Origin of the sequence: Bradyrhizobium agreste (genome assembly GCF_016031625.1) — a bacterium.
Taxonomy (GTDB): domain Bacteria; phylum Pseudomonadota; class Alphaproteobacteria; order Rhizobiales; family Xanthobacteraceae; genus Bradyrhizobium; species Bradyrhizobium agreste.
The window spans coordinates 161,777-186,099 of sequence record NZ_JACCHP010000004.1; the positions used below are offsets into that span (position 1 = coordinate 161,777).

The 24,323-nt window shown below is 64.5% G+C and carries 28 protein-coding genes and 1 pseudogene; 19 read left to right on the forward strand and 10 right to left on the reverse strand.

Translation table 11 applies throughout. From position 1 onward, the window contains the following. Positions 1-74: 74 nt before the first annotated feature. Positions 75-644 (reverse strand): DUF3280 domain-containing protein, encoded by a 570-nt coding sequence (locus tag HZZ13_RS07690; protein WP_197959034.1) that lies wholly within the window; start codon positions 642-644, stop codon positions 75-77. A gap of 60 nt (positions 645-704) precedes the next feature. On the opposite strand from HZZ13_RS07690, the gene pedA1 reads away from it, so the two are divergent. The 6 genes from pedA1 to HZZ13_RS07720 all read left to right on the forward strand — a co-directional run bounded on the left by pedA1 (position 705) and on the right by HZZ13_RS07720 (position 5,636). Further along, positions 705-1,886 carry a lanthanide ABC transporter ABC transporter substrate-binding protein PedA1 gene (pedA1, locus tag HZZ13_RS07695; protein WP_197959035.1) on the forward strand — a complete coding sequence of 394 codons (1,182 nt, stop codon included), beginning with the start codon at positions 705-707 and terminating at the stop codon, positions 1,884-1,886. Positions 1,887-1,978: 92 nt separating this feature from the next. Further along, the gene (locus HZZ13_RS07700) at positions 1,979-2,938 is read left to right on the forward strand and encodes a YVTN family beta-propeller repeat protein (protein ID WP_197959036.1); all 960 of its coding nucleotides are present in this window, start codon (positions 1,979-1,981) and stop codon (positions 2,936-2,938) included. Beyond that, complete coding sequence (gene pedB, locus HZZ13_RS07705) at positions 2,935-3,741, forward strand: lanthanide ABC transporter ATP-binding protein PedB/LutE (RefSeq protein ID WP_197959037.1); 807 nt, start codon at positions 2,935-2,937, stop codon at positions 3,739-3,741. The genes HZZ13_RS07700 and pedB overlap by 4 nt, the downstream gene beginning before the upstream one ends. Beyond that, on the forward strand, positions 3,738-4,586 hold the full coding sequence (gene pedC / locus HZZ13_RS07710) for a lanthanide ABC transporter permease protein PedC (protein ID WP_197959038.1): 849 nt from the start codon (positions 3,738-3,740) through the stop codon (positions 4,584-4,586). The genes pedB and pedC overlap by 4 nt, the downstream gene beginning before the upstream one ends. Further along, positions 4,583-5,197 (forward strand): BAR domain-containing protein, encoded by a 615-nt coding sequence (locus HZZ13_RS07715; RefSeq protein WP_197959039.1) that lies wholly within the window; start codon positions 4,583-4,585, stop codon positions 5,195-5,197. The genes pedC and HZZ13_RS07715 overlap by 4 nt, the downstream gene beginning before the upstream one ends. 136 nt (positions 5,198-5,333) lie before the next feature. Further along, complete coding sequence (locus tag HZZ13_RS07720) at positions 5,334-5,636, forward strand: copper-binding protein (RefSeq protein ID WP_197959040.1); 303 nt, start codon at positions 5,334-5,336, stop codon at positions 5,634-5,636. A gap of 55 nt (positions 5,637-5,691) precedes the next feature. On the opposite strand, the gene HZZ13_RS07725 is transcribed toward HZZ13_RS07720, so the two are convergent. Then, positions 5,692-6,249: a PQQ-dependent catabolism-associated CXXCW motif protein gene (locus tag HZZ13_RS07725; RefSeq protein WP_197959041.1), complete on the reverse strand. Its 558-nt coding sequence runs from the start codon at positions 6,247-6,249 to the stop codon at positions 5,692-5,694. Beyond that, positions 6,246-7,130: a substrate-binding domain-containing protein gene (locus tag HZZ13_RS07730; RefSeq protein ID WP_197959042.1), complete on the reverse strand. Its 885-nt coding sequence runs from the start codon at positions 7,128-7,130 to the stop codon at positions 6,246-6,248. The genes HZZ13_RS07725 and HZZ13_RS07730 overlap by 4 nt, the downstream gene beginning before the upstream one ends. A 125-nt stretch (positions 7,131-7,255) precedes the next feature. Between HZZ13_RS07730 and HZZ13_RS07735 the strand changes: the two genes are divergently transcribed. Both HZZ13_RS07735 and HZZ13_RS07740 read left to right on the forward strand, forming a co-directional pair. Continuing rightward, complete coding sequence (locus HZZ13_RS07735) at positions 7,256-8,179, forward strand: quinoprotein relay system zinc metallohydrolase 2 (RefSeq protein ID WP_197959043.1); 924 nt, start codon at positions 7,256-7,258, stop codon at positions 8,177-8,179. 54 nt (positions 8,180-8,233) lie between these two features. Then, a complete protein-coding gene (locus tag HZZ13_RS07740; protein WP_197959044.1) occupies positions 8,234-9,052 on the forward strand; it encodes a quinoprotein dehydrogenase-associated SoxYZ-like carrier in 819 nt (272 codons plus the stop codon). Positions 9,053-9,261: 209 nt separating this feature from the next. Here HZZ13_RS07740 and HZZ13_RS07745 read toward each other — a convergent pair whose 3' ends face one another. Continuing rightward, entirely contained in the window at positions 9,262-9,621 is a 360-nt protein-coding gene (locus HZZ13_RS07745; RefSeq protein WP_197959045.1) for a hypothetical protein, read from the reverse strand. Between the two features lie 87 nt (positions 9,622-9,708). Here HZZ13_RS07745 and HZZ13_RS07750 point away from each other — a divergent pair, with 87 nt between their 5' ends. The 5 genes from HZZ13_RS07750 to HZZ13_RS07770 are packed head-to-tail and all read left to right on the forward strand — an operon-like array spanning position 9,709 to position 13,371. Next, the gene (locus tag HZZ13_RS07750; protein WP_197959177.1) at positions 9,709-10,683 is read left to right on the forward strand and encodes an ABC transporter substrate-binding protein; all 975 of its coding nucleotides are present in this window, start codon (positions 9,709-9,711) and stop codon (positions 10,681-10,683) included. A gap of 1 nt (position 10,684) precedes the next feature. After that, on the forward strand, positions 10,685-11,422 hold the full coding sequence (locus HZZ13_RS07755) for an ABC transporter permease (RefSeq protein ID WP_197959046.1): 738 nt from the start codon (positions 10,685-10,687) through the stop codon (positions 11,420-11,422). After that, positions 11,412-12,140 carry an ABC transporter ATP-binding protein gene (locus HZZ13_RS07760; RefSeq protein ID WP_197959047.1) on the forward strand — a complete coding sequence of 243 codons (729 nt, stop codon included), beginning with the start codon at positions 11,412-11,414 and terminating at the stop codon, positions 12,138-12,140. Before HZZ13_RS07755 ends, HZZ13_RS07760 begins: the two co-directional genes overlap by 11 nt. Positions 12,141-12,188: 48 nt before the next feature. After that, positions 12,189-12,998 (forward strand): pentapeptide repeat-containing protein, encoded by an 810-nt coding sequence (locus tag HZZ13_RS07765; protein WP_197959048.1) that lies wholly within the window; start codon positions 12,189-12,191, stop codon positions 12,996-12,998. Positions 12,999-13,023: 25 nt separating this feature from the next. Next, a complete protein-coding gene (locus HZZ13_RS07770; protein ID WP_197959049.1) occupies positions 13,024-13,371 on the forward strand; it encodes a hypothetical protein in 348 nt (115 codons plus the stop codon). 18 nt (positions 13,372-13,389) lie between these two features. On the opposite strand, the gene HZZ13_RS07775 is transcribed toward HZZ13_RS07770, so the two are convergent. The 5 genes from HZZ13_RS07775 to lanM all read right to left on the reverse strand — a co-directional run bounded on the left by HZZ13_RS07775 (position 13,390) and on the right by lanM (position 15,976). Continuing rightward, positions 13,390-13,599: a hypothetical protein gene (locus tag HZZ13_RS07775; RefSeq protein WP_197959050.1), complete on the reverse strand. Its 210-nt coding sequence runs from the start codon at positions 13,597-13,599 to the stop codon at positions 13,390-13,392. Positions 13,600-13,714: 115 nt separating this feature from the next. Beyond that, on the reverse strand, positions 13,715-14,584 hold the full coding sequence (locus HZZ13_RS07780; protein WP_197959051.1) for a DUF6662 family protein: 870 nt from the start codon (positions 14,582-14,584) through the stop codon (positions 13,715-13,717). A 228-nt stretch (positions 14,585-14,812) separates the two neighbouring features. Beyond that, positions 14,813-14,893 carry a pyrroloquinoline quinone precursor peptide PqqA gene (gene pqqA, locus HZZ13_RS07785; RefSeq protein WP_008562446.1) on the reverse strand — a complete coding sequence of 27 codons (81 nt, stop codon included), beginning with the start codon at positions 14,891-14,893 and terminating at the stop codon, positions 14,813-14,815. A 218-nt stretch (positions 14,894-15,111) separates the two neighbouring features. After that, the gene (locus HZZ13_RS07790) at positions 15,112-15,441 is read right to left on the reverse strand and encodes a hypothetical protein (protein WP_210349255.1); all 330 of its coding nucleotides are present in this window, start codon (positions 15,439-15,441) and stop codon (positions 15,112-15,114) included. Between the two features lie 142 nt (positions 15,442-15,583). Then, positions 15,584-15,976 (reverse strand): lanmodulin LanM, encoded by a 393-nt coding sequence (gene lanM, locus HZZ13_RS07795; protein ID WP_197959052.1) that lies wholly within the window; start codon positions 15,974-15,976, stop codon positions 15,584-15,586. 318 nt (positions 15,977-16,294) lie between these two features. Here lanM and HZZ13_RS07800 point away from each other — a divergent pair, with 318 nt between their 5' ends. The 5 genes and pseudogenes from HZZ13_RS07800 to HZZ13_RS07820 all read left to right on the forward strand — a co-directional run bounded on the left by HZZ13_RS07800 (position 16,295) and on the right by HZZ13_RS07820 (position 20,905). Continuing rightward, positions 16,295-17,959 carry a methanol/ethanol family PQQ-dependent dehydrogenase gene (locus HZZ13_RS07800; protein WP_197959053.1) on the forward strand — a complete coding sequence of 555 codons (1,665 nt, stop codon included), beginning with the start codon at positions 16,295-16,297 and terminating at the stop codon, positions 17,957-17,959. Positions 17,960-17,969: 10 nt separating this feature from the next. Next, on the forward strand, positions 17,970-18,326 hold the full coding sequence (locus HZZ13_RS07805; protein ID WP_197959054.1) for a c-type cytochrome: 357 nt from the start codon (positions 17,970-17,972) through the stop codon (positions 18,324-18,326). Continuing rightward, positions 18,323-19,252 carry a type 2 periplasmic-binding domain-containing protein gene (locus tag HZZ13_RS07810; RefSeq protein ID WP_197959055.1) on the forward strand — a complete coding sequence of 310 codons (930 nt, stop codon included), beginning with the start codon at positions 18,323-18,325 and terminating at the stop codon, positions 19,250-19,252. The genes HZZ13_RS07805 and HZZ13_RS07810 overlap by 4 nt, the downstream gene beginning before the upstream one ends. Before the next feature lie 111 nt (positions 19,253-19,363). Then, positions 19,364-20,354, forward strand: a pseudogene (locus HZZ13_RS07815) (Bug family tripartite tricarboxylate transporter substrate binding protein). 125 nt (positions 20,355-20,479) lie between these two features. After that, positions 20,480-20,905 (forward strand): hypothetical protein, encoded by a 426-nt coding sequence (locus HZZ13_RS07820; RefSeq protein WP_197959056.1) that lies wholly within the window; start codon positions 20,480-20,482, stop codon positions 20,903-20,905. Between the two features lie 124 nt (positions 20,906-21,029). Here HZZ13_RS07820 and HZZ13_RS07825 read toward each other — a convergent pair whose 3' ends face one another. Further along, the gene (locus tag HZZ13_RS07825) at positions 21,030-21,998 is read right to left on the reverse strand and encodes a helix-turn-helix domain-containing protein (RefSeq protein ID WP_197959057.1); all 969 of its coding nucleotides are present in this window, start codon (positions 21,996-21,998) and stop codon (positions 21,030-21,032) included. Positions 21,999-22,508: 510 nt separating this feature from the next. Between HZZ13_RS07825 and xoxF5 the strand changes: the two genes are divergently transcribed. Continuing rightward, complete coding sequence (gene xoxF5, locus HZZ13_RS07830; RefSeq protein WP_197959058.1) at positions 22,509-24,314, forward strand: lanthanide-dependent methanol dehydrogenase XoxF5; 1,806 nt, start codon at positions 22,509-22,511, stop codon at positions 24,312-24,314. Positions 24,315-24,323: the final 9 nt, after the last annotated feature.

The following is a 24,323-nucleotide window of genomic DNA, read 5'->3' on the forward strand; positions in this document are numbered from 1 at the left end:
AGACCGTCACCCCACCCCGCTCGCGCTTTGCGCGATCGACCCTCCCCCTCCAGGGGAGGGTAAGAGTCCCCTAATCACGGCTTGCCGTAATTCGGCGCCAAGAGGCGGTTGCGGATGAGATAGTTCATCGTGCGCGACCAGGATTCATCCGTGTTGCCGCGCATGTCGGCGCTGGCGACGGTGATCATGTTGCCGGTCTTCACGTCGCGCAAATAGATGTTGAGATTGATGATCAGGTTCGAGACCTTTTGCACGAGGCCGGTGATCTCCAAATCGGCGCCGAGCTGCCCGGCGAGCTTGAGATCGCAGCCGCCGCAGGCCTGCAGGTTGGCGTGACGGGCGGCCTCCCGTACCGGCGCGATGTCGAGCACCTGGAACTTGCCCGACTCTGCCAATGCCTTGCGCAACTGCTCGCTGATGCGCAAGAGCCGCGCCTCTTCCGGCTTGGAGCCGTAGAACTCGCCGGGCAGGCTGGTGTCGATCAGCTCGAAATCGAACACCGCGAGTTTCGGCGGGTCGGCGAGCGCGGCCGAGCCCGTCGACAGCAAAGCTGCGATCGCCAACAATGCTCGCATGATCGTGATGCCCGGCCGCGTGCGCGCGCGGACGAAATGCGGGGTTGCATGGCCTGATAAATTGGTCATGCTTGAAGCAGAGACAATTCTTCACCGGCGGTCAAGCCGGGGAGGTCGTCTGGAGGAAGCATGATCCGATGGTTGGCCGGCCTGATCGGCTTTGGTCTTGCCGCGACGAGCGCACTTGCGGCCGATCCCGTCACGATCGGCGTCGGCTATCTCGCAATCGCCGGCACCCGATCGACGCTGTCGCTGGTCGAGCAGCCCGCCGAGAACGATGGCGTCGCCGGCGCGCGCCTTGCCATCGAGGACAACAACACCACCGGTAAGTTCACCGGCCAGCGCTTCACGCTGGAGGAGCGCCGCATCAAAGAGGGCGAGGACGTGGTGCAGGCTGCGACCGCGCTCGCCGAGAAGAACGGCTTCATCATCGCCGACCTGCCCGCCGATGCGCTTCTGAAGGTCGCGGATGCCCTGCGCGAGCGCGGCACGCTGCTGTTCAACGCCGGCGCGATCGACGAGCGGCTGCGCGAGGCCGATTGCCGTGCCAACGTCATCCACACCGCGCCGACGCGCGCGATGCTGGCGGACGCGCTCGGCCAATATCTGGTGTGGAAGAAGTGGTCGCGCTGGCTGCTGGTGGTCGGCTCGCACGACGAGGACAGACTGTTCGCCGATGCTATCAGGCGTACCGCGGCGCGGTTCGGCGCCAAGATCGTGCAGGAGCGGACCTTCGAGGACAAGGGCGGCGCGCGGCGCACTGACAGCGGCGTCACCCAGATCCAGCGGCAGATGCCGGTGTTCACGCAGCAGGCACCCGCTTACGACGTGCTGGTCGCCGCCGACGAAAGCGAGGTGTTCGGCGCCTATCTGCCCTATCGCACCTGGGATCCGCGCCCGGTCGCGGGCTCGGCCGGCCTCGTGCCGCGCAGCTGGGACGCCTCGCAGGACCAATGGGGCGCGATCCAGATGCAGAACCGCTTCATCAAGCTGAATTCGCGGCGGATAACCGCACTCGACATGCAGGCCTGGACCGCGGTGCGCATGATCGGCGAAGCCACCTCGCGCACCAATTCCGGCGAGGTCAAGAAGGTCACAGATTTCATCAAAGGCCCGGATTTCTCGGTCGCCGCCTTCAAGGGGACGCGACTGACCTTGCGCGACTGGAATTGGCAGCTGCGCCAGCCGATCCTCTTGGTCGACGGCCGCATGGTGGTGTCGGTGTCGCCGCAGGAGGGATTTCTGCACCAGGTCTCCGAGCTCGACACGCTCGGCTATGATCGCCCGGAGAGCAAATGCAAGTTGAAGTGAGCGATGTGATGCGATGCAGCCGTTCCGGAGATGGTGCGCTCCCTCCCCCGCAAGCGGGGGAGGTAAGGGCCGCCCGCAGGCGGACATCGCACATGTTCGGAGCAGCATTGCTCGCGGCTCTAGCGCTGGCGGCAGCGCCCGCGCATGCGTTCATCGCCTATGTCTCGAACGAGAAGAGCAACACGGTCTCGGTGATCGATACCGACAGCTGGACCGTGACCAAGACCATCAAGGTCGGCCAGCGTCCGCGCGGCATCGATTTCACCCGCGACGGCAAGTTTGTGATGGTCGCGGTCGGTGACGACGACACCATCCAGGTCATCGACGCCAAGACGCAAAGCGTGGTGGACAGCCTGCCTTCCGGACCCGACCCCGAGCTGTTCGCGCAGGATGCCGCCGGCAAGATCCTCTATGTCGCCAACGAGAACGACAACACGGTGACGGTGATCGACCTCGAGAAGCGCGCCCGGCTCGGCGACATCCAGGTCGGCGTCGAGCCCGAAGGCATGACCATCAGCCCGGACGGCAAGACGCTGATCAACACGTCCGAGACGACCAACATGGCGCATTTCATCGACACGTCGTCGCGCCAGATCGTCGCCAACGTTCTGGTGGATGCGCGGCCGCGCTTTGCCGAGTACAAGCACGATTCGTCGGAGGTCTGGGTGTCCTCGGAGATCGGCGGCACCGTCTCAATCATCGACCCCAAGAAGCACGAGGTGATCGGCAAGGTCACGTTCGAGATCCCCGGCCTGCGGAAGGAGGCGATCCAGCCGGTCGGGATCGGCATGACCAAGGACGACAAGACCGCCTTCGTCGCGCTCGGCCCCGCCAATCGCATCGCCGTGGTCGACGTGGCCTCGCGCAAGGTGACGAAATATCTCCTGGTCGGGCAGCGGGTCTGGCACATGGCGTTCACGCCGGACGAGAAACATCTGCTCACCACCAACGGTGTGTCGAACGACGTCTCCGTCATCGACGTCGCCGCGCAGAAGGTGATCAAGACCATTCAGGTGGGCGAGCTGCCCTGGGGCGTCACGATCGCGCCATGACCAGCCCTGCCCCGATCGCCGAAGCGCAGGAGACGCCGAGAACGGGAACGGCCGCGGTGCCGGCGCTGTCGATCGACGGCGTCAGCCATTCCTATGGTCCGCGGCGCGCATTGATGGACGTGTCTTTCAGTGTCCAGCCCGCGAGCTTCACGGCGCTGCTCGGACTCAACGGCGCCGGCAAGAGCACGCTGTTCTCGCTGATCACGCGCCTGTTCGGCATTCAATCCGGCCGCGTCGGCATTTTCGGCCACGACGTCAGCAAGAGCCCCGGCGAGGCGCTGCGGCTGCTCGGTGTCGTGTTCCAGCCGCGCACGCTCGATCTCGACCTGTCGCTGACGCAGAACCTGCTCTACCACGCCGCGCTGCACGGCATCGGCCGCCGCGAGGCCTCGGCGCGCAGCACCGAGCTGCTCGGCCGCATCGGGCTTGCGGATCGCGCTGCAAGCAAGGTGCGCGACCTCTCGGGCGGACAGATGCGGCGGCTGGAGATCGCACGCGCATTGCTGCACCGACCACGCCTCCTGTTGCTCGACGAGCCGACCGTCGGCCTAGACGTCAAGGCGCGCGCCGACATCATCAGCCACGTGCGCCAGCTCGTGACCGAGCAAGGCATCGGCGTGCTCTGGGCGACGCACTTGTTCGACGAGATCTTGGCCGATGACGATCTCGTGGTGCTGCACCAGGGCAAGGTGCTGGCGCAGGGGCCGATGAGCCGCGTCATCGCGGAGGCCGGCGCGCAGGACGTCAACACCGCCTTCATGCGCCTGACCGGCGCGAAAACCATGCCGGGAGGCGGCGCATGAGCAGCATCGCGACGCGCGAGGCGCCGCGCGGCTTCTCGTTCGCCGAGTACATGACCTGCCTCGGCGGGATCGTCTGGCGCGAGGGCCTGCGCTTCCTGCATCAGCGCGAGCGCTTCGTCTCGGCGCTGGTACGGCCTTTGGTGTGGCTGTTCATCTTCGCCGCCGGCTTCCGCCAGGTGCTCGGCATCTCCATCATCCCGCCCTACGAGACCTATATCCTCTACGAGGTCTATATCGCGCCCGGCTTGATGGCGATGATCCAGCTCTTCAATGGCATGCAATCCTCGCTGTCGATGGTCTATGACCGCGAGATGGGCAACATGCGCACGCTGTTGGTGAGTCCGCTGCCGCGTGGATTCCTGTTGTTCTGCAAGCTGCTCGCGGGCACCGCGGTGTCGCTGCTCCAGGTCTATGCGTTCCTGTTGATCGCCTGGCTCTGGGACATCACGCCGCCGCCCCAGGGCTATCTTACCGTGCTGCCGGCGCTGATCCTGTCGGGGCTGATGCTGGGCTCGCTCGGCATGCTGATCTCGTCGGGCATCAAGCAGCTGGAGAACTTCGCCGGTGTCATGAACTTCGTGATCTTCCCGATGTTCTTCGCCTCCTCCGCGCTCTACCCGCTCTGGCGGGTGCAGGAGGGCAGCCCCTATCTCTATTATCTGTGTGAGGCCAATCCGTTCACCCACGCGGTCGAGCTGATCCGATTCGCGCTGTATGGCCAGGTCAACTGGATCTCGCTGGCGGTGGTCGCGACCTGCACAATCGTCTTCATGATCGGCGCCATCCTGGCCTATGATCCCTCGCGCGGGCTGGCGCGACGCGGGCCTGCGGGAGGCGAAGCATGACGGTCCGGGTTCTGGCCACTTCTGTCCTGGTGCTGGCTGTTGCGAGCGCGGCGGCGCACGCGGCCGATCCGCGCTATCCCGACTGGCCGTGCACCCAGGCCAAGGTGCCCGAGATCTCGCTGGCGGCCGTGTGGGGCGGTCCGCCGCTCGACGATGTGCAGAACAGATGGAAGGACGACGCCAGGATCAGCGCGCTCGTTGCGAAACTGGCGGCGCGCAAGATGCCGCTGGATGAGGCGGAAAAGCTGGTGAAGGAGTTTCTCGCAGGTTCCGCCGCCGACAAGACCGCGAACGCCAAGCTGCTGTTCGCCGGCCTGTTCGACACGCTCAACGCCCAGCGCTCCCAGGTCATGAACGGGCTCGAGCGCGTCAGCCGCAAGCAGCGCGATGCCGCCGACAAGATCCGCGAGGAGACGATTCAACTCCAGGCTCTGCAAGGAGCCACGCCGCGTGACGAGGCGAAGATCGAGGCGCTCAGCAATGAGCTGATCTGGACGACCCGGATCTTCGAGGACCGCCGCAAGGTGGTGCGCTTCGTCTGCGAGGTTCCAACCTCGATCGACCAGCGCCTGTTCGCGCTCGGACGCGTGATCCAGCAGGAAATGGAATAGCGTCAGTCACGCTGACAGCTCACGAAATGTTCCCGCAATCGCCCCGGCAGCGTTAACCTTTTGCCGCGCTATCTGCCGGAACCAAATCGATTTATGGTGGCTTGTCGACGTGAACTCCAGACGTCGGGAGGCCTCGATGGGAACCACAAGACTCATGTTCGCGGGCGCTGCAGTCCTCAGCATGCTCGCAACCAGCGCCTTTGCTGACGACATGACCGGGATGATCACGCGGATCGATCGGCTCAACGGCACGATCTCGATCCAGCAGACGCAGAAAGGTACGGTCGGCGCCAGCGCCGGCAGCGCCGGTGCGCTGCAGGAATACAAGGCCAAGGATGCCACGATGCTGGATGCCGTCCATGCCGGCGACAGGGTGACGTATTCGGCCACCGAGACGAACGGCACGGGCACGCTGACGAAGCTGGAGAAGCAGAAATAGCACCGTCTCAGCCACTCCCGCTCACGGGGAGCGGCCAGGCAGCTGCGTTCAGCCATTACTGGTCGGGGCGCGGCTCCGGCTGCCCTTCTTCGGTCGGAAGCTTCGCGCGCTCCCAACCGTCGGTGCCGTCGGGATACCAGGCGATGTTGGAATAGCCATAAGCCAGTGCGCGCTTGGCGGCGTTCCAGGACATCCAGCAATCGGCGAGGCAATAGATCACCAGCAGTGCGGCCTTGTCGCCACGTGAGGCGCGCGCGAGGCCGCGCTGGAGATAATCATCCATGGCCGGCGGCAACGTTCCATAGCCGGTGTCCGGCAGCCAGAGGCTGCCCGGGATGTTCCTGCGCGGCGCGTCACGCCACACCGTGCCCACAGGAAGGTTCTTTGGTTTCGGCGGGCGCGGCATCACGTCGACGAAGGTCCCGCTGTTCGCGCGCCAGATCGCCTCCGCCTCGCCGGTCGTGAGCACGCGCGCGCCGGCGAGCGTCGCCGGCACCGGCGCGCGATAATTGTCGGTCCGATAGCCCTCGGGCTCGAACGGCTCCTGCTGCTGCGCCAGCGCCGGGGCCACGAGCAGGGCAACGACGAACGCAGCGGCAAGCGGACGGCTCATGGCGCCTTCTTGGCGGTCTCCGCGCCGAGCGGCCGGTTGCTCTCGTCCAGCAGCGGCACGCCGAAATCGAGCAGGATCTTGTTGATCTCGCCCTGGTTCTCCTGGATCACCCGGTTGAGCTGCCGCTTCCAGTTCTGGTCGGCGGGGCGCACGCCCATGCCGATGCGATAGACCAGCTTCGGCCCGGTGGTCTCCTTGACCAGCGGCGTGACGTGCAGCGAGGGGCCGGCTTTCTTCGCATAATAGCCGGCCATCGGTCCCCAGAGCACGCCGGCGTCGATCTTGCCGGCAGTGAGGTCCTCGATCATCGCCTGCGCCGAATTGTCGAAGCGCGTGTCGATCATCAGCGGATAGGGTTTTGCGTCGCCCATCAGGCCTGCCAACGCCATATTCGTCGCCGGCGGCGTGCCGGCGACGATTCCGATATGCTTGCCCTTCAGGCGTGCGTCCTCCAGCGTGTCGACGTCCTCGAGCCCGCTGCCGGACTTGGCGACCAGTGCATAGGTCGTGCGGTAATAGGGATTGGTCCCCTGCACGAGGTCGTCGCCCTGCGGGAAGCCCATGATGACGTCGCAGCGATGCGCGCCCAGGGTCATCCGCACGAAACCGGTGGCCTGCGGAAAAAAGACGTAGTCGAGCTTCTTCTGCAGCTTGTCCGCCAGAAATTCGGCGAGCTTGTTCTCGAAGCCCTCGCCCTTTTCATTGGAGAACGGCAGGTTGCGCGGGTCGGCGCAAACCCGCAGCACCTTCGGGTCGACCAGCTCGAACGAGAGATCTCCGGTCTCGTTGGTCTGTGCACCGGCGACATCGCCGAACGCACATGATGCGATCACGATCCAGAGCGAGAACCACCAGCGACGATGTCGTTCGGCCTGCGTCATCGCGCTTCCTCCTCGTTTTGTTTGAATGTTATCCATGCAACGCATGACGCGCCACGTGTGCCAACTTTGCCGGCTTTGCTTTGTTGCAGTGCAATGAGACCAATCCTTTGAACTGAGGCGGAAAAGTGTCTCGCATCGCTCTCGTGATCGCAGCCTTGTCCCTGGTAGCAGCAACGCTAGCACGCGCCGGGACGGCCGAATTGCCTGTGAGCGAAGTCGCGCCGGGAATCTTCGTACACTCCGGGACCATCGCGCTGATGAGCCGTGAGAATGAAGGCGACATCGCCAATGTCAGCTTCATCGTCGGAGATGACGCGGTGGCCGTGATCGACACCGGCGGCAGCCTGCGCGAAGGCGAGGCGCTGCTCGCGGCAGTACGGGCGCGCACGCCGAAGCCGATCCGCTATATCATCAACAGCCATGGCCATCCCGACCATGTCTTCGGCAATGCTGCCTTCGCGGCTGAGGGAGCCAGCTTCGTCGGTCACAGCAAGCTGCCGCAGGCGCTGGCCACCCGCGGGCCGTTCTATCTCGACAATTTCAGGCGCATCATGGGCGCCGAATTGATCGATCCTGTAAAGATCGTGCCGCCGACCCTGCTCGTGACGGACACGCTCACGCTCGATCTGGGCTCGCGCCGCTTGACCCTGCGGGCATGGCCGGCTGGACACAGCGACAATGATCTGACCGTGTTCGACGAGACCACCAAAACCCTGCTTGCCGGCGATCTCGTCTTTCTCCGCCACATTCCGGTGATCGACGGCAGCATTCGCGGCTGGCTCGCCACGCTCAAAGAATTGGAAACGATCCCGGCGCTGCGCGTTGTTCCCGGTCACGGTCCTGTGAGCGACTGGCCCGCGGCGCTGAGCGAAGAACGGCGTTACCTGTCAACGCTGCTGTCCGACGTCCGCAAACTGAACAAGAACGGCGAGCCGATCCGCAAGGCTGCGGATAAGGCAGCCGCAGAGGAGCGGCCGCACTGGCAGCTGTTCGAGGACTACAACGCCCGCAACGCAACTGCAGCATTCTCGGAAATTGAATGGGAGTAGCGGGCGCGCTACGCTGGCAGGAGATCAGCTTCGCTGACTGCCCGGGAGCATGAGATGACGGGATGCACACGCCGCCAGCCCCTGATTGCCCTGCTCCTCGGCATCGCTTTCGCCGTGCCGGCGCAGGCGGAAGAGGCCTACGATCCCTGGCCGGGCCTGGTGCAGGACATCTTCAATAACCGACCGATGAACGACGGTGCCGAGGTCATCGGCATCGAGATGCCGTATCGCGCCGAGGATGCCGCCATCGTGCCGGTGACGCTGCGCAGCAAGCTGTCGCCCGGCGACAGCAGACGCATCCGTTCGATCACGCTGGTGATCGACCGCAACCCCGCGCCGATGGCCGCGAAGTTCGAGCTCGGCCCGGACGCCAACGTCACGGAAATCTCGACCCGCGTGCGCGTCAACAATTACACCGACGTGCACGCCGTGGCCGAGCTCACTGACGGCGAGCTCTACGTCTCGAAAGTGTATGTGAAGGCCTCCGGCGGCTGCTCGGCGCCGGCTGCAAAGAACGTGGAGGAAGCCAGGAACCGGCTCGGCCAGATGCGCTACCGGCAATTCGCTCGTGAGGACGGTCCGGCCAGCCGCGTGCGCGAAGCGCAGATCATGATCGGTCATCCCAACAATTCCGGCCTGCAGATGGACCAGGTCACGCAGCTCTATATCCCCACCTTCTTCATCAACCAGCTCAAGTTGACGCAGGACGACAGCCCCGTGCTGTCGATGGAAGGCGGCATCTCGATCTCGGAAGATCCCAACCTGCGCTTCACCTATGTCTCCAACGGCGCCAAGCGTTTCCGTGCGGAAGCCCGGGATACGGATGGGCATGTGTTCCGCAATGAATGGGATGTCGAGAAGCCGGGGACGTGAGGCGAGGAGCACCCTCCCCTGGAGGGGTCCGGGACGAGCGTAGCGCGCCCGTGGGTCGGCTCACATTGAGCGTAGCGAGATGTGAGACGGGGGGGTGACGGTCTCTCCCCATCCAGCAGTGCCCGAGTGGAGAGATCACCCCACCCCGCTCGCGCTGCGCGCGATCGACCCTCCCCCTCCAAGGGAGGGTAAGACACCGCGGCAGCAAACTAGAAACACCTCACCTCGGCTTCCGCCTGCGCGCGTCTCAAGTCATTCACCGCCGAATTGGCCTGCTCCGAGGTACGAAACTGCACGCCGAGATTGCCGCGCACTTGCGACATGCTGAGCGCGGTCTCGGCGGTAACATAGCGCTCGTAGGGCACGATCGAGGCGACCACGTCGATCGAGCAGGAACATTGCTCGATCGCGGACCGAGTCTCGCCATTGGCCTTCATGCAGCCATAGACGTATTCCGCACGTGCCGCGGTGGGATAATCATTGGCCTCTTCGGCCCCTGCCACGCATACGCTCGCAGCGAGCGCCGTCAATGCGGCGACAATCGGTCGTAGCCGTCCGGCCAGATTCATGCGCGTCCTCCCGCTGGTTGCGACCCAAGCTATGCTATGCGTATTGTGCTGAAAAGCACTCAGTCAGAGGAAACGGCTCACAAGGTGATGAGAGTTTTGGCGCGAATATGGGCGCTCGCAACGGTACTGGCGCTAGCCGCACCTGCCGGCGCCGCGGACACGATCCGCCTTGCAGTGCAGAAGACCGGAACATTCTCGTGGGAGCTGGCCGCGATCCGCAGCGCCGGCCTCGACAAGGAGGCCGGCCTGTCGCTTGAGGTCACCGAGCTCGCGAGCACCGAGGCCGGCAAGATCGCGATGCGCGCCGGCAGCGCCGACATCATCCTGTCGGACTGGCTGTGGGTCTCACGCGAGCGCACGCTCGGTGCGAAGCTCACCTTCTATCCCTATTCCAGCGCGCTCGGCGCCGTGATGGTACCGGCCTCGTCGCCGATCAAGACGCTCGCCGACCTCAAGGGCCGCAAGCTCGCGGTCGCCGGCGGGGCGATCGACAAGAGCTGGCTCTTGCTGCAGGCGCGAATGAAGCAGGACGGCATCGACCTGAAGTCGGAAGCAACCATCGTCTACGGCGCCCCGCCCCTGATCGCCGCCAAGGCGTTGGACGGCGAGCTGGATGCGAGCCTCAACTTCTGGAATTTCTGCGCCCAGCTCGAAGCCAAGGGTTTCAGGCGCCTGACCGGCATCGAGGACATCTTGCCCAAGCTGGGTGCCAAAGGCGCGGTCGCCGCGGTCGGCTATGCCTTCGACGAGAGCTGGGCCGCGAGCCATAAGGAGGCAGTCGCGCGCTTCATCGCAATGACCCGCAAGGCCAAGGAGCTGCTGGCGACCTCGGATGCGGCCTGGGACAAGGTCGCGCCGCTCACCGGCACGACCGATCCTGCCCTGCTCAAGACGTACCGCGACCGCTACCGCGACGGCATTCCCCGCCGGAGCATCGATGACGAGGAAAAGGACGCGCGCGTGCTCTACCGCGTGCTGGCCGAGATCGGCGGCCGCGATCTCGTCGGCCCCGCAGCCGAGCTCGATCCGGGCACCTTCTATCATGCAGTCCCCGGAGACTGAGGTGCTGCGCCTGCTGTCGTTCGCCCTGTTCCTCGCGATCTGGTGGATTGCCGCGCTCCTCGTCGGCGGCGCAAAGCTGCCCTCCCCGCCGGCGGTGCTTCAGGTGATGATCGCGGAAGCAGCAAGCGGCGCACTGTTCCTGCATCTCGGCGCCACGCTGGCGCGCGTCGCGCTCGCCTTCACCCTGGCGATGTCGGTCGGCAGTGCCATCGGATACCTGATGGGCCGGATCAAGCTCGCCGACCGGCTCGGCGATCCCTGGCTGATCCTGTTGCTCAACCTGCCCGCATTGGTCGTGATCGTGCTGGCCTATATCTGGGCTGGCCTGACCGAGGCCGCCGCGATCGCGGCGATCGCCATCAACAAGCTGCCGACCGCCATCGTCACCTTGCGCGAGGGCACGCGCGCGCTCGACCGTTCGCTCGACGAGATGGCGAGCGTGTTCGCAATGCCGCGCTGGCGCGCCTTCCGCCATGTCGTGCTGCCGCAGCTGGCGCCCTATATCGCAGCCTCCGCCCGCTCCGGCCTGTCCCTGGTTTGGAAGATCGTGCTGGTCGCCGAACTGCTCGGACGGCCGAACGGCGTCGGCTTCGAGATCGGGGTCGCCTTCCAGCTGTTCGACACGCCGCGGCTGCTGGCCTATTCCCTGACCTTCGCCGCCGTCGTGCTCGTCATCGAAACCTTGCTGGTGCAGCCGTTCGAAGCCCGCGCAAACAGGTGGCGGCCCCGTGCGGCTTGAGGTCGATATCACGGGCAAGACTTTCAGGAGTGCCGCGGGCGGGACGCACGAGGTGCTGGCGCCCGTCAAGTTCGCGCTGCAATCCGGCGAGGTCGGCGTGCTGATCGGCCCCTCCGGCTGCGGCAAGAGCACGATGCTGCGCATCATCCTGGGACTGGACCGCGACTTTGCAGGCCACGTCGCGCGACCGCCGGAGGCGCGGATCGGCATGGTGTTCCAGGAGCCGCGCCTGCTGCCGTGGCGCTCGGTCGAGCAGAACGTGCGGCTTGCTGCGCCCGATGTCGCTGATGCCAAGCTCGCCGAGCTCTTCAGGATTTTGGAGCTGGAAGCGCATCGCGACCACTATCCCGGTGAGCTCTCGCTGGGTTTGGCCCGGCGCGTGGCGCTCGCCCGCGCCTTTGCCGTCGAGCCGGATATTCTGGTGCTCGACGAACCGCTGGCATCGCTCGATGACGCTCTCGCCGGACGCCTGCGCGATGAGATTGCAACGCTCGTCGCGAGCCGGCCGGTGATGACGCTTTTGGTGACACACAGCCTGGACGATGCAGTGCGCCTGGGCGACCGGCTGTTCTTCCTGTCGCCGCGACCAGCGCGGATCGTGGCCGAGGTGCCTATCGGCATCCCGCGCGACACACGCGGCGAAGCCGAGATTGCGGCGATCAAGGCCAGCCTCGCCCAACGAACTCAAGGCGACCGCACTGAGCGAGATGCCTCATAGCCGATCGCCTGGCGGACGTGCTAGATTAGGCCGGCGGCGGAGCTGATGATGACACGGACAGTCGCCCTCGCAACGCTTGGTCTTGCAGCGCTTAGCCTCGCACTCGTTGCGATGGCGGCGGGCGCGCAGGACATGATGCGTGGCGTCGACCTCACCTCCCCCGCGATGGTCTCGGCTGAAATGACGAGGCCGGAGGTCGAGGCCATGTTGGCCAAAGCGAGCCCAAAGCAGCCTGCCGATTTCACCGGCAAACGCCTGTCGGGTCTCGATCTCTCGGGGCTGGACCTGTCCAACACGGTTCTCCGCGCCGCGCGGCTCAACAAGACAATACTTCGAGACGCGAGGCTGGACGGTGCGATCCTCGATCAGGCATGGCTGCTGGATGCGGATCTTACCGGCGCAAGCCTGAAGGGCGCCTATCTGTTCGCCTCGCAAATGGCCCGCGCGCGTCTCGACGGCGCCAACCTGTCAGGAGCGCGCATCGCTGCCGACCTCACCGGCGCAAGCCTGGTCGGCGCCTCGATCGCGGACGCGCATCTTGGCGCCGATATGCGCAACCAGTCGATGGGGCTGATGCGCGCGGTGCTGAGATCCGCCAAGCTGGAACAGCTGAACGCGCGCAACGCCGATTTGTCGCGCGTCGACCTCGAATTCGCAGTCCTCAGGGGCGCCGATCTGAGCGGCGCATCACTGAAAAACGCCCAACTCGGCGGAGCCGATCTGACCGGCGCCATCGTCATCGACGCCGATTTCGACGGCGCCGATCTCGTCTCGGCGAAGCTGATCGCACCCAACGGCCTTGACCGCGCCAAGAATTTCGACAAGGCAAAGAACCGCGATCGCCTGATCAAGGAATGACGGCGCCCTTTGGGAGGACTGGCTGATGCGTGGGGTTCTTGCTTTGATCGCGTTGTTGACGCTTGCCGGCGAAGCCGCCGCGCAGAGCAAGGGCAAGGGCATCCGGCTCTGGAACCTGACGACCGAGACAATTTCTGGCTTCCAGCTCTCACCCGCCGGCAAGACCGAGTGGGGCCCAAACCAAACCCTGAACGACAAGGATAAGGAGGTCGACCACGACGAGCGGCTGCGCATCATCGGCGTCGAGCCCGGCCGTTACGATGCCAGGGTGAGCTATCCCAATGGACGGCACTGCATCGTCCGCGATATCGAAATCAAGGCGGATGTGGTGTTCTCGATTGCCGACAAGGATCTGAAGGACTGCACCAAGTAGCAGTTCGATTCTTGCAGCTCACGCCTTGTTGTTCGGGTGCGGATATTCGCAGCGCCACCGCACCGCCTGCCACTTCGGATGCTCGCCGACCCATTGCGCGATATAGGGCGGCGCCGCCATCACGCATTGGCGGGGCGACCCGAAATAGTTGAACACCAGATGCTGCTCCTCGCAGGTCGCAGGCGAGAGCACCGCACAAACAGTCACCACCAGGTCAATCGGGTTCATGCCGGGATCCTTACGCGAGGGGCCGATGGACAGATTAGCACACGGAACTACGCTTCAAGGAGGGCGAAGTTTCAAAGCGCCGAAGCCTCGTCATGGCCGGCTTGTAACTTCCGCGCTAGAAGTTCACGCCAAACACCAATCGCGCCTGATGCCGCTCGAAATTGACGAGGTCGAGATTGCCGCCTGAGCCGGCCGGGCGCCCCCAGGCCTGCATGCTCCAGGTCATGGTGAGCCGGGAGCGCTCGGAGAGCTGAAAGTAGGCGGTCGGGCCGACAAACAGGGCCTGGCCTGAGAACTCGCCAAGGCCGATGCCCTCATATTGCCGGAAGTAGCGTATCTCGCCGCCGAGCAGCACATTGGGCCGCACCCGCACCAGGCCGGCAAACGCGGCCCCGATCGTCGAGCTTTTCTCGGAAGCGCCTCCAATCTCGAAGCGCGCCCATTCCGGCTGGTAGATCAGGTTGAGGGCGCCGATGGCGAAGTTCGGGATGAGTTCGCGGTCGAAGGCGAGCGTCAATTCGGTGCCGTACATTCGCCCTTTCGCGCCGCTGGTCTCGTCGATGCGGTCGCCGTGGAGCTCGGCCGCAATCGTGAGGCCGAATGGTGCGCGCTCGCGGTCGAGCAGCCGATAGCGCAGGTCGAGCGAGACGCCCTGGAAGTTGAACTGGCGGCGGTCATCGAAATCAGGGACGCCGGTGATGTCGTGCAAGCTGGCGCTGCCGCCGACCTCGATACGAAAATTCGGCAGCGGCACCACCTCGATCTCGGCCTCGTGCGCGAGGGCGCGATAGGCGACCCCGCCTTTGCCGAAGCGCCCCGTCGTCTGGCTCTGGAATTCGCGCTCGCCGACATTGCCGACGTCGGTGCCGATCATGAAGCCGAAGATGTGCTCGGTATCGAAGCCTGCCTCGGCGCTGGTTCGTGCCGGCGCCAGCACGATCGCGCACACAATCACCGTCCAGAACTTGCAGGCTCTGCCGCCCATCCCGTGCCCCAAAGGCGCGCGCCGCTATGATGCGGCAGCAGCGCTGACCGGGCGCCAGCGTAACACACTGCCGCAGAGCCCGGTCGAGATTTTGCGGGGGAGAGAATTGAAGCCCCTCCACGCGCGGCTTTCGCGCCGATCCGCAAAGCATGGAGCACGGCGAGGCAGGCCCGATACTGCCACGGCTCCGACGGCGTCCGCCATCGAAGCCGCAGCAGCTCGTCGGTCTTACTTGCGCGAAGCGCAGGCGTACATGTTGATTTCCATGCCGACCGGCACTTCCACGATCTTCGGAGCTTTCCAAGCCATTCGGGTCTCCCAAGGTATTGTGCGCGACATCGCGCGGCGAAAAACCTAGGGCTGCGTCAAGTGCAGTTCAAGCTTCGATTCGTCCGCCGAGCGCGTCTATGCCGATTCTTCGCGGTCGCATTTCCCTCTCGGACAAAGCAGGTTCCCTCTTGGTCAAGCGCGACCGGCGAGACATTGCCTTGTGCAATGCACAGCGCGTCAAATCGACAAGAGTGTCGTCAGCAGCCCTTGTCGGCCATTTCGGCGCTCGGCTTGGCGCCTTCGGCACGCTGAGCCGCCGTCGGCTCGCTCTGCATTTGCCGCTGCGCATCCTCGGACGATGCCGGCGATTCACCGCTGGCACGATTCATCGTGCTGGTCGGCGGATGCTGGCTGGTATCGCTCGCCGAGCCGGACGCATGCGATTGCGCGGAGCCGACGGTCACCGGACCAGAACCGGCATCCTTGTCGGTGCTGGCGCTGCCGGTGTTGCACGGACCGGCGACCGCAATCCCGGCGCTCAGCGTCAGGATTGCGCAGGCAGCGAGAACGGAACGCTTCGTGTTCATCTGAATCTCCTTTTCTCCCGCCGCGCAGCCCCAGCGCCGGCAGGACATGCGGAGAAACAGACCCAGCAGCCCGATGTTCCCAAGAGTCAGACGGGAATGGTCGCAAACGTTGCGCCTGTCAATGTCCGTTCCATCGCGGCGCTCAGCGGAGCAATCGCACGAGTGCGCGACCGGCGCGCGAGTTCAGCTCCTTCGCATCCAGCGTTCCGTCCTTGTCGGGATTGGCTGCGTTGAAACGCTGCTCGACCACCGCCAGATATTCGTCGAGGGTGAGGGTCCCGTCGCGGTCTGGGTCGGCGGCGGCGAGTTCTTTCGCGGTCAACCGCCCACGCAATTCGCGCGCATCGAGCGTGCCGTCGTGATCGGGATCGAGCTTTGCGAACGCGGCCGCGGCAGCCTTCTTTACCTCGGCGAGATCGAGCGTGCCGTCGTTGTCGGTGTCGAACAACTTGACCGCATTGCCGGAGGCCGACCACGCCGGACCGGCCGAAAGTGCAATCACAAGTGCAAGGGCAAATGAGCGAGCCGAAATCATCGAGACCTCCCTGACGTAGAGCCCCGGTTCGAGTGGGGCAGAGCCGACATAAATCCACAAGCGGCCCTCGGTTCAAGTCCGGACTTGCAACTTGCGCGCGCCACAACCGGTGGAAATGCATTGACCCGCTCCCGATAGTCTTCGCGTCGCGGAATTTCTCAGCGTCTCCGCACAAGTTGCAGTTGCTTTGTCAGGTTTCCGTCAGGTGACCGCCGACGATATCGGCACGGCAGTTAGGACTTTCGTATTGACGCGTTTTGGTTTCCGACGGAGTGTTGCAGCCGCAGCGTCAAGAGGCGCGCATATTGGGAGGAACGGATGAAACGCTTTGCGATGGCCGCGAGCCTCGTCTTGCTTGCGTCAACCTGTGCAAATGCACAAACCACCGAACAGCTGGTCAAGGGTGCGACCGACACATCGAACGTCCTCAATTACGGGATGGGCTACAATCTGCAGCGCTTCTCGACGCTGAACCAGATCAACAAGGACACCGTCAAGAACCTCGTCCCAGTCTGGAACTATTCATTCAACGACGATCGCAGCGAGGAATCGCAGCCGCTGGTGTACCAGGGCGTGATCTACGTGACCTCGCACAACGCCACCATGGCGGTCGACGCCAAGACCGGCAAGCAGATCTGGAAGGCCAAGGTCGAGTACCCCGCCGAGACCCCGCGCATCGTCTGCTGCGGCATCATCAACCGCGGCGCAGCGCTCTATGAGGGCAAGGTGTTCCGCACCACGCTCGACGCGCACGTGATCGCGCTCGACGCCAAGAACGGCAAGGAGCTGTGGCGGCAGAAGGCGGCTGACATCAAGGAAGGCTATTCTATGACGGTGGCCCCGCTCGTTGCCGACGGCGTCGTCATCACCGGCATCTCCGGGGCCGAATTCGGCACAAGGGGCTTCATCGACGGCTGGGATCCGGCAACGGGCAAGCACCTCTGGCGAACCCACTCGATTCCCTCGCCGGATGAGCCCGGCGGCGACAGCTGGAAGGGTGACACCTGGAAGCTCGGCGGCGGCTCGACCTGGATCACGGGTTCTTATGACGCCGAGCTGAACACGGTGTATTGGGGCATCGGCAATCCCGGCCCATTCAACTCGGCGGTGCGCCCCGGCGACAATCTCTACACCTGCTCCGTGCTGGCGATGGATCCCAAGACCGGCAAGATCAAGTGGCACTACCAATTCTCGCCGAACAATCCGTTCGACTACGACGCCGTGGCCGAGATGGTGCTCGCCGACGTGAACGTCGAGGGCAAGCCGACCAAGGCGCTGATGAATGCCAACCGCAACGGCTTCTTCTACGTGCTCGACCGTACCAACGGGAAGCTGCTCGCGGCCAATCCTTACGTCAAGGTGAATTGGGCGACCGGCATCGACATGAAGACCGGACGGCCGATCGAGACCGACATTTCCAGGGACGCGCGCGAGGGCAAGAAGGTGACGGTCTATCCGTCGATCCTCGGCGGCAAGAACTGGGAGCCGATGTCGTTCAACCCGCAGACCGGCCTCGCCTATGCCAACACGCTCAATTTCGGCGGCAAGTACAAGGCGGAGCCCGTCACCTTCAAGCAGGGTGAATGGTATCTCGGCATGGACCTGACCGATCCCTGGCAGTTCGACGATGGTCCGCGCGGGTACCTCAAGGCCATCGACCCCATGACCGGCAAGGCCAAGTGGGAGGCGCCGAGCGACATTCCGCGCTTCTCGGGCGTGCTGTCGACGGCCGGCGGCGTCGTGTTCTCGGGTCAGCTGACCGGCGAATTCGAGGCCTTCGACGCCGACACCGGCAAGAAGCTCTGGCAGTTCCAGACCGGGTCCGGCATCGAGGGTCAGCCGGTGACCTGGCAGCAGGACGGCGTGCAATACGTCGCGGTGACGAGCGGCTATGGCGGCGTCTACTCGTTGTTCTCCGGCGACGAGCGGCTTGCCAGCGTGCCGCCCGGCGGCTCGCTGTGGGTCTTTGCGGTCAAGCAGTAACCGCGGCACGATGCTGAGAGACGTATCACACGGGACGGTGGCGACCATCGCCACCGTCGCGGTGCTGACGGTCGCGCTTGCGGCGACCGGTCGCGCCGCGGATGATGCAAACGGCAATCCCTTGCAGGCGCAGATCGACCACGGCAAGTCGACCTATGCCGAGAAATGCTCACACTGCCACGGTCCCAACCTGATGAACTCCGGCACCATCACGCCGGACCTGCGCGTCTTCCCCGACGACAAGACGCGCTTCGTCACCACGGTCAAGAACGGCAAGAACAATAAGATGCCGCCCTGGGGCGACATTCTCAGCGACGACGAGATCGGAAACCTCTGGGCCTTCGTCTCCAGCCGGAGAAAGCCATGAGGGGTCGGTGCGTTGCCTGGAGCGTTGCGGCCGTTCTGTCCGCGAAGGCGTCGGTCGCTCTCGCGGCCGACGATCCCCTGAAGGTCTGTCTCGACGAGGACCGGCCGCCGCTCTCGGTGCATCACCGCGGCAAGCCGGATGCCGGCTTCGACGTGCTGCTGGCACGGGCGATCGCCGAGCGGCTCGGACGGCCGCTCAAGATCCAATGGTTCGAGAGCAGGCTGGACGAGGATTCGAGCCCGCAGCTCGAGGCCAACGCGCTGCTCTCGGACGGGCGCTGCTCGCTGGTCGGCAGCTACGCGCTGACGCAGGATTCGCTCGTCGCACCCGGGATGAAGACGGCGCGCTTGCCCGATTTCGCCGGAGCCACGCGCGACGATCGGCGGCGCCGCGTGCCGCTCGGCGTGCTCGCGCCGAGCCAGCCCTACATCTATTCGCCCATGACGGTGGTGCTGGGGCCAAAGGCCCGCGGCCGCAAGGTCGGCGACATCGGCGATCTCGCCGGCCTTCGTCTCGCCATCGAAAGCGGATCGCTCGGCGACGCCATCCTGATGAGCTTCGACAGGGGGCGCCTGATCGACAACATCACCCACCTCGTCCCCCGCCGCGACGACCTCCTCGGTGCGCTCGAGCGCGGCGACCATGACGCGACGCTGATCGATCTTGCCCGCTTCGACGCCTATCGCGCCGCGCACCCGGACACGGCGATCACGGCGTCCGGCTACTATTACCCGATCGGAGCCAATCGCGGCTATGTCGGGCTCGCCAGCGATGGCGCGCTGATTGAGGCCGTCAACAAGGCGCTGGCGGAGCTCACGACTTCGGGCAAGATCGCCGAATTCGGCAAGCAGGCCGACCTCACCTATCTGCCGCCGCGCGAGCCCGCGATCCTCGGCGATGTCTGGACGAAGATCATCCAGCGGTGAGGCTCTCACGGCCCGGACGCAGGGCGAGCCAATGCGCCAATCTGTCTCGCCTGCGACACATGGCAGCGACGGCCTGATGCAGTAGCTTCGGCAAAAATCAGGGAGAGAATCATGTCCGCCAAGCTCGATCGCCGCCATTTCATCGCCGCCGGTACCACCGCACTGGCGATGCCGTTCCTCGCGCGCAGCGCATCGGCGCAAAGCAGCTGGCCGGCGCGGCAGATTCGCATGATCTGCAGCTATCCCGCCGGAGGCCAGACCGACCTGCTCGCGCGCGCCTATGGCGAGTTCATCTCCAAGCAGGTCGGCAAGACCGTCGTCATCGAGAACAAGCCCGGCGCCTCCGGTGCGATCGGCACGGCGGAAGTCGCCCGCGCCGAGCCCGACGGCCACACCATCCTGTGCTCGATCTCGACCACTTACATCATGAACCGTGTGGTGATGAAGAATCCCGGCTACGACATGGACAAGGATCTGACGCTCGTCAGCGTCATTCCCGGCGCCGGCCTGTTGCTGGTCGCGAACCCGAAAACCGGGGTCAAGACGCTGGAGGATTTCGTCGCCTTCGCGCGCAAGAGCGGCAAGGTGAACTTCGGCACCTACAGCGCGGGCTCGGCCCCGCACATGACCATCAACGAGCTCAACAAGCAGTACGGCCTCACCATCGAGCCGGTGCACTATCGCGGCGAGGCGCCGATGTGGACGGGAATGCTGGAAGGCACCCTCGATGCCGCGATGGGCAGCTACACGGCCGCGCAGTCGGTCCTGCAAAGCGATCGTGGCACGGTGTTCGCCGTGCATTCGAAGAAGGTCGATGCGATCCCGAACATCAAGACGCTGCCCGAACAGGGCGCGACGTCGAAATTCTTCACCGTGAGCGGGTTCACCGGCTGGGCTGTCCCGAAGGCGACGCCGCAGCCGGTGGTCGACCGCATCGCCGAGCTCTGCGTTGCCGCCAAACGGCGACCCCAAGGTGAAGGAGGTTCTCGCGACCTTCGTGCTCGAACCCGCACTCGGCTTCAAGGACACCAATGCGCTGTACCAGCGCGAGCTGCCGATCTGGATCGAGAGCGCGCAGGCGCTCGGCCTCGAGCCGGCCTGAATCTGGAGCCATGGCCAGCAACCCGGCTGCTCCCGCCCCTCCCCGGAGTCCGACCAAAGCCTTGTGTCGGACGCGCATTTTCCCGCTATGATTGCGCGCCTGTGCGGACAAGGAGGGCCGATCGCATGACACCGGATGCAGTCGCCGTCGCCGTCATGATTATCCTGCTCTTTCCGATGAGCTATTTCACGCTGGCTTCGCCCGCTTTCCTGCTGGTGAGGCTCGACATCCAGCCCGTCGCCCAGTTGCTGCGCGGAATGTTCAACGCCCATTTTCTGGTCATGCGGGTCGCCGGCGTCATTGCAACGGTGGCGCTCCTGCTCGACGGCCACCTGCTTGCAGCGCTCGGCGGCGCCGTGATCGCGGCCCTGGCGATCTGGGGCCGCCCTTGGTTCATGCAACGGTTCGATGACCAGCTCAGCGCGCGGGACGCCGGTGACGCCGAGGCCGCGCGCCGGTTACGCCGGCTGCATTGGAGCGGAATGCTCGGGAACGCGGTGCTGCTGGTCGCTCTCGTGGCCGGCATTCCCTATGTCGCCATGCCGGCGTGAGGCCGCCGACACCGCGCGAGCATTCGCTTGAGAACATCTAAAGCGCGATGCGATCATCGCGCTTTAGGTTGTTGTTTGGGCGTGATCTTTTCGGAAAACCGCCACGCACTTTTCCGGATCATGCTTAATGCTCGCCCGAGCTCGCCGCGCCCTGCTGTGCCTTGTGGATCGAGGACGGCACCACGCCGAAATATTTTCGGAACACCCGGCTGAAATGCGATGAGCTGGAGAAACCCCAGGAGAAGGCAACGTCGGTGATGGTCTTGCCGGCGTGGGCCTCGAGCTCCTGGCGGCAATTCTGCAACCGCGCCTGCCAGATGTAGTCGCTCACCGTGGTGCCGCGCTCCGAGAACAGCATGTGCAGGTAGCGCTTGGAGCAGCCGAGCTCGGCCGAGATCTGGTCGATGCACAGATCCGGGTCGCGCAAGTGCTCACGGATGAAGAACTGCGCGCGCACATACATCGCCTCAGGCCCGACACGATCGAACATCGTGTCGGCTTCGCGCAGCGGCAGCAGCAACAGGTCGATCAGCGAATCGGCGACACCGACCGCGCTGTTGTCCGACAGCTTTGCCGCCTCGTCGAAGGTGGCATGGACGAACTCGTGGGCGATCCGCCCGGTCCCCGTCTTCGCGGTCAATTTGCAGGCCGGCATCCGCTGCGACGGGAATCCGCGGTCGCGCAGCAGCGCCTTCGGCACGATCACGACGTCGTGACGCGTGAAGGCGGGGCTGATGATCGAATGCGGGCAGGAGACGTCATAGGCGATGATGTCGCCGGGGTTGATTTCGATGTGACGGCCTTCCTGCTCGAAATAGGATACGCCGTAGGTCTGGAAGTGGATCTTGATGTACGGGTGCGCATTGGCCTTGGCTCGCGCCATCGTGTGCGCGATGCGATGCTGGCTGACCTCGATCTGGCAGAGCTTCAGGCGCGAGACCGTGGTGTAATCGATGCGCCCCTCGAGCGAGGACGCCTCCAGCGGATCGACGTCGAAATACCCGCACAAGCTCGTCAGCCCGTCGATCCAACTCTGGATCTGCCGCTTCGGCGTCATTCCCGTCGTCGAGAGCGTGTGAATGGTGTCGGACATTAACCCAGCCACTGGTTTGATCCGGAGATTCGGCGCTCGCAACCAGCGCTGCCGGAGCCCTCAGCCGTGATTGCGTGACGTTTACCTCGCATTGAGCGGTCTCTTGCAACGAGCGCCATCGTTCCATTGCCACTCTTGAAACTTAATCCTCCGCCTTAGTTGCAGCGCCGTCAAGGGGAACCTGAACGTGGAGGCGGCCTCAAAGGCGCACCGAAGCCGCTGAATTCGCTACTGCAAAATCAAAATCTTCGCCTCCGTGCGCTGTCGAGCAAACCGGCTTCTCTCTTGGGCAAGTTTCCCGATGACGAAGGCGTTAGGGATTGCGGCAGGAACAACAAGAACGGGCCGCTCCCGCTCGTGGACCCGTGGCTCTCATCAGGAGGAGGAAACAGCACAGCATCGTTTCTGGTCCCAATCGTGACCGCCCTGCACGAGCAGACGCCGGACGAGAAGCCCGGCGATTCAGCAATGCTTCGGAAACAATAAACGAGACCAACGGAGGAATAACCTATGCGCAAGGTGCTACTGGCGACCTATCTCGGCTCCGCGGCGGCTCTCGCCGTCGGCAGCGCTTCAGCCAATGACGAGCTGATCAAGATGTCGCAGAACCCGAAGGACTGGGTGATGCCGGCGGGGGACTATGCCAACACCCGCTATTCCAAGCTGAACCAGATCAACGCTCAGAACGTCGGCAAGCTTCAGGTCGCCTGGACGTTCTCGACCGGCGTGCTGCGCGGCCATGAAGGCGGCCCGCTGATCATCGGCAACGTCATGTACGTCCACACGCCGTTCCCGAACAAGGTCTACGCCCTTGACCTTTCCAACGAGAACAAGATCATCTGGAAGTACGAGCCGAAGCAGGATCCGAACGTCATCCCCGTGATGTGCTGCGACACCGTCAACCGCGGCCTGTCCTACGGCGACGGCAAGATCATCCTGCATCAGGCCGACACCAACCTCGTCGCGCTCGACGCCAAGACCGGCCAGGTGGCCTGGTCGGCGACCAACGGCAATCCCGCGAAGGGCGAGACCGGCACGTCGGCCGCGCTGGTCGTCAAGGACAAGGTCCTGGTCGGCATCTCCGGCGGTGAATTCGGCGTGCAGTGCCACGTCACCGCCTACGACCTCAAGAGCGGCAAGCAGGTCTGGCGGGCCTATTCCGAAGGTCCGGATGATCAGATCAAGTTCGATCCGGCCAAGACGACGTCGCTCGGCAAGCCGGTCGGCCCCGACTCCAGCTTGAAGACCTGGCAGGGCGATCAGTGGAAGATCGGCGGTGGCTGCACCTGGGGCTGGATCTCCTACGATCCCGCTCTGAACATGGTCTATTACGGCTCGGGGAACCCCTCGACCTGGAATCCGAAGCAGCGTCCGGGTGACAACAAATGGTCGATGACCATTTTCGCGCGCGACGCGGATACCGGGATGGCCAAGTGGGTCTATCAGATGACGCCCCACGACGAGTGGGACTATGACGGCGTGAACGAGATGATCCTCACGGATCAGCAGATCAACGGCCAGCCGCGCAAGCTCCTGACCCATTTCGACCGCAACGGCCTCGCCTACACGATGGACCGCGAGACCGGTGAACTGCTGGTCGCCGAGAAATACGATCCGAAGGTGAACTGGACCTCCGGCGTCGACATGAACAAGAGCTCTCCGACCTATGGCCGCCCGAAGGTGCTCGACGCAGCGTCGACGGACAAGGCGGGCGAGGACGTCAACGTGAAGGGCATCTGCCCGGCCGCGCTCGGCACCAAGGACGAGCAGCCGGCAGCTTACTCGCCGGACACGCAGCTGTTCTACGTTCCGACCAACCATGTCTGCATGGACTACGAACCCTTCAAGGTGAGCTACACCGCGGGCCAGCCCTATGTGGGTGCGACGCTCTCGATGTATCCGCCGCAGGGTGAAAGCCACATGGGCAACTTCATCGCCTGGGACGGCAAGACCGGCAAGATCGTCTGGTCGAACAAGGAGCAGTTCTCGGTCTGGTCGGGTGCGCTCGCAACCGCCGGCGGCGTGGTGTTCTACGGCACGCTCGAAGGCTACCTGAAGGCGGTCGACGCCAAGTCCGGCAAGGAGCTCTACAAGTTCAAGACTCCCTCCGGCATCATCGGCAACGTCACCACCTATGAGAACAACGGCAAGCAGTACGTTGCCGTGCTCTCCGGCGTGGGTGGCTGGGCCGGCATCGGTCTGGCGGCAGGCCTGACCGATCCGACCGCAGGCCTCGGTGCGGTCGGCGGCTACGCGGCCCTCAGCAACTACACGGCGCTCGGCGGTACGCTGACCGTGTTCTCGCTGCCGAACTAGGCCTCGCTC

Bases quoted from the DNA above. Each gene is read 5' to 3' on its own strand.
- HZZ13_RS07725 (WP_197959041.1), bottom strand. From the start codon at position 6,249: ATGAGCCGTCCGCTTGCCGCTGCGTTCGTCGTTGCCCTGCTCGTGGCC.
- HZZ13_RS07775 (WP_197959050.1), bottom strand. From the start codon at position 13,599: ATGAACCCGATTGACCTGGTGGTGACTGTTTGTGCGGTGCTCTCGCCT.
- HZZ13_RS07825 (WP_197959057.1), bottom strand. From the start codon at position 21,998: ATGTCCGACACCATTCACACGCTCTCGACGACGGGAATGACGCCGAAG.
- HZZ13_RS07745 (WP_197959045.1), bottom strand. From the start codon at position 9,621: ATGAATCTGGCCGGACGGCTACGACCGATTGTCGCCGCATTGACGGCG.
- HZZ13_RS07740 (WP_197959044.1), top strand. From the start codon at position 8,234: ATGACGGGATGCACACGCCGCCAGCCCCTGATTGCCCTGCTCCTCGGC.
- HZZ13_RS07750 (WP_197959177.1), top strand. From the start codon at position 9,709: ATGAGAGTTTTGGCGCGAATATGGGCGCTCGCAACGGTACTGGCGCTA.
- HZZ13_RS07765 (WP_197959048.1), top strand. From the start codon at position 12,189: ATGACACGGACAGTCGCCCTCGCAACGCTTGGTCTTGCAGCGCTTAGC.
- HZZ13_RS07720 (WP_197959040.1), top strand. From the start codon at position 5,334: ATGGGAACCACAAGACTCATGTTCGCGGGCGCTGCAGTCCTCAGCATG.
- pedB (WP_197959037.1), top strand. From the start codon at position 2,935: ATGACCAGCCCTGCCCCGATCGCCGAAGCGCAGGAGACGCCGAGAACG.
- HZZ13_RS07800 (WP_197959053.1), top strand. From the start codon at position 16,295: ATGAAACGCTTTGCGATGGCCGCGAGCCTCGTCTTGCTTGCGTCAACC.
- HZZ13_RS07790 (WP_210349255.1), bottom strand. From the start codon at position 15,441: ATGAACACGAAGCGTTCCGTTCTCGCTGCCTGCGCAATCCTGACGCTG.
- xoxF5 (WP_197959058.1), top strand. From the start codon at position 22,509: ATGCGCAAGGTGCTACTGGCGACCTATCTCGGCTCCGCGGCGGCTCTC.
- HZZ13_RS07810 (WP_197959055.1), top strand. From the start codon at position 18,323: ATGAGGGGTCGGTGCGTTGCCTGGAGCGTTGCGGCCGTTCTGTCCGCG.
- HZZ13_RS07770 (WP_197959049.1), top strand. From the start codon at position 13,024: ATGCGTGGGGTTCTTGCTTTGATCGCGTTGTTGACGCTTGCCGGCGAA.
- HZZ13_RS07700 (WP_197959036.1), top strand. From the start codon at position 1,979: ATGTTCGGAGCAGCATTGCTCGCGGCTCTAGCGCTGGCGGCAGCGCCC.
- HZZ13_RS07780 (WP_197959051.1), bottom strand. From the start codon at position 14,584: ATGGGCGGCAGAGCCTGCAAGTTCTGGACGGTGATTGTGTGCGCGATC.
- HZZ13_RS07730 (WP_197959042.1), bottom strand. From the start codon at position 7,130: ATGACGCAGGCCGAACGACATCGTCGCTGGTGGTTCTCGCTCTGGATC.
- pqqA (WP_008562446.1), bottom strand. From the start codon at position 14,893: ATGGCTTGGAAAGCTCCGAAGATCGTGGAAGTGCCGGTCGGCATGGAA.
- pedC (WP_197959038.1), top strand. From the start codon at position 3,738: ATGAGCAGCATCGCGACGCGCGAGGCGCCGCGCGGCTTCTCGTTCGCC.
- HZZ13_RS07715 (WP_197959039.1), top strand. From the start codon at position 4,583: ATGACGGTCCGGGTTCTGGCCACTTCTGTCCTGGTGCTGGCTGTTGCG.
- lanM (WP_197959052.1), bottom strand. From the start codon at position 15,976: ATGATTTCGGCTCGCTCATTTGCCCTTGCACTTGTGATTGCACTTTCG.
- HZZ13_RS07690 (WP_197959034.1), bottom strand. From the start codon at position 644: ATGACCAATTTATCAGGCCATGCAACCCCGCATTTCGTCCGCGCGCGC.
- HZZ13_RS07805 (WP_197959054.1), top strand. From the start codon at position 17,970: ATGCTGAGAGACGTATCACACGGGACGGTGGCGACCATCGCCACCGTC.
- HZZ13_RS07820 (WP_197959056.1), top strand. From the start codon at position 20,480: ATGACACCGGATGCAGTCGCCGTCGCCGTCATGATTATCCTGCTCTTT.
- pedA1 (WP_197959035.1), top strand. From the start codon at position 705: ATGATCCGATGGTTGGCCGGCCTGATCGGCTTTGGTCTTGCCGCGACG.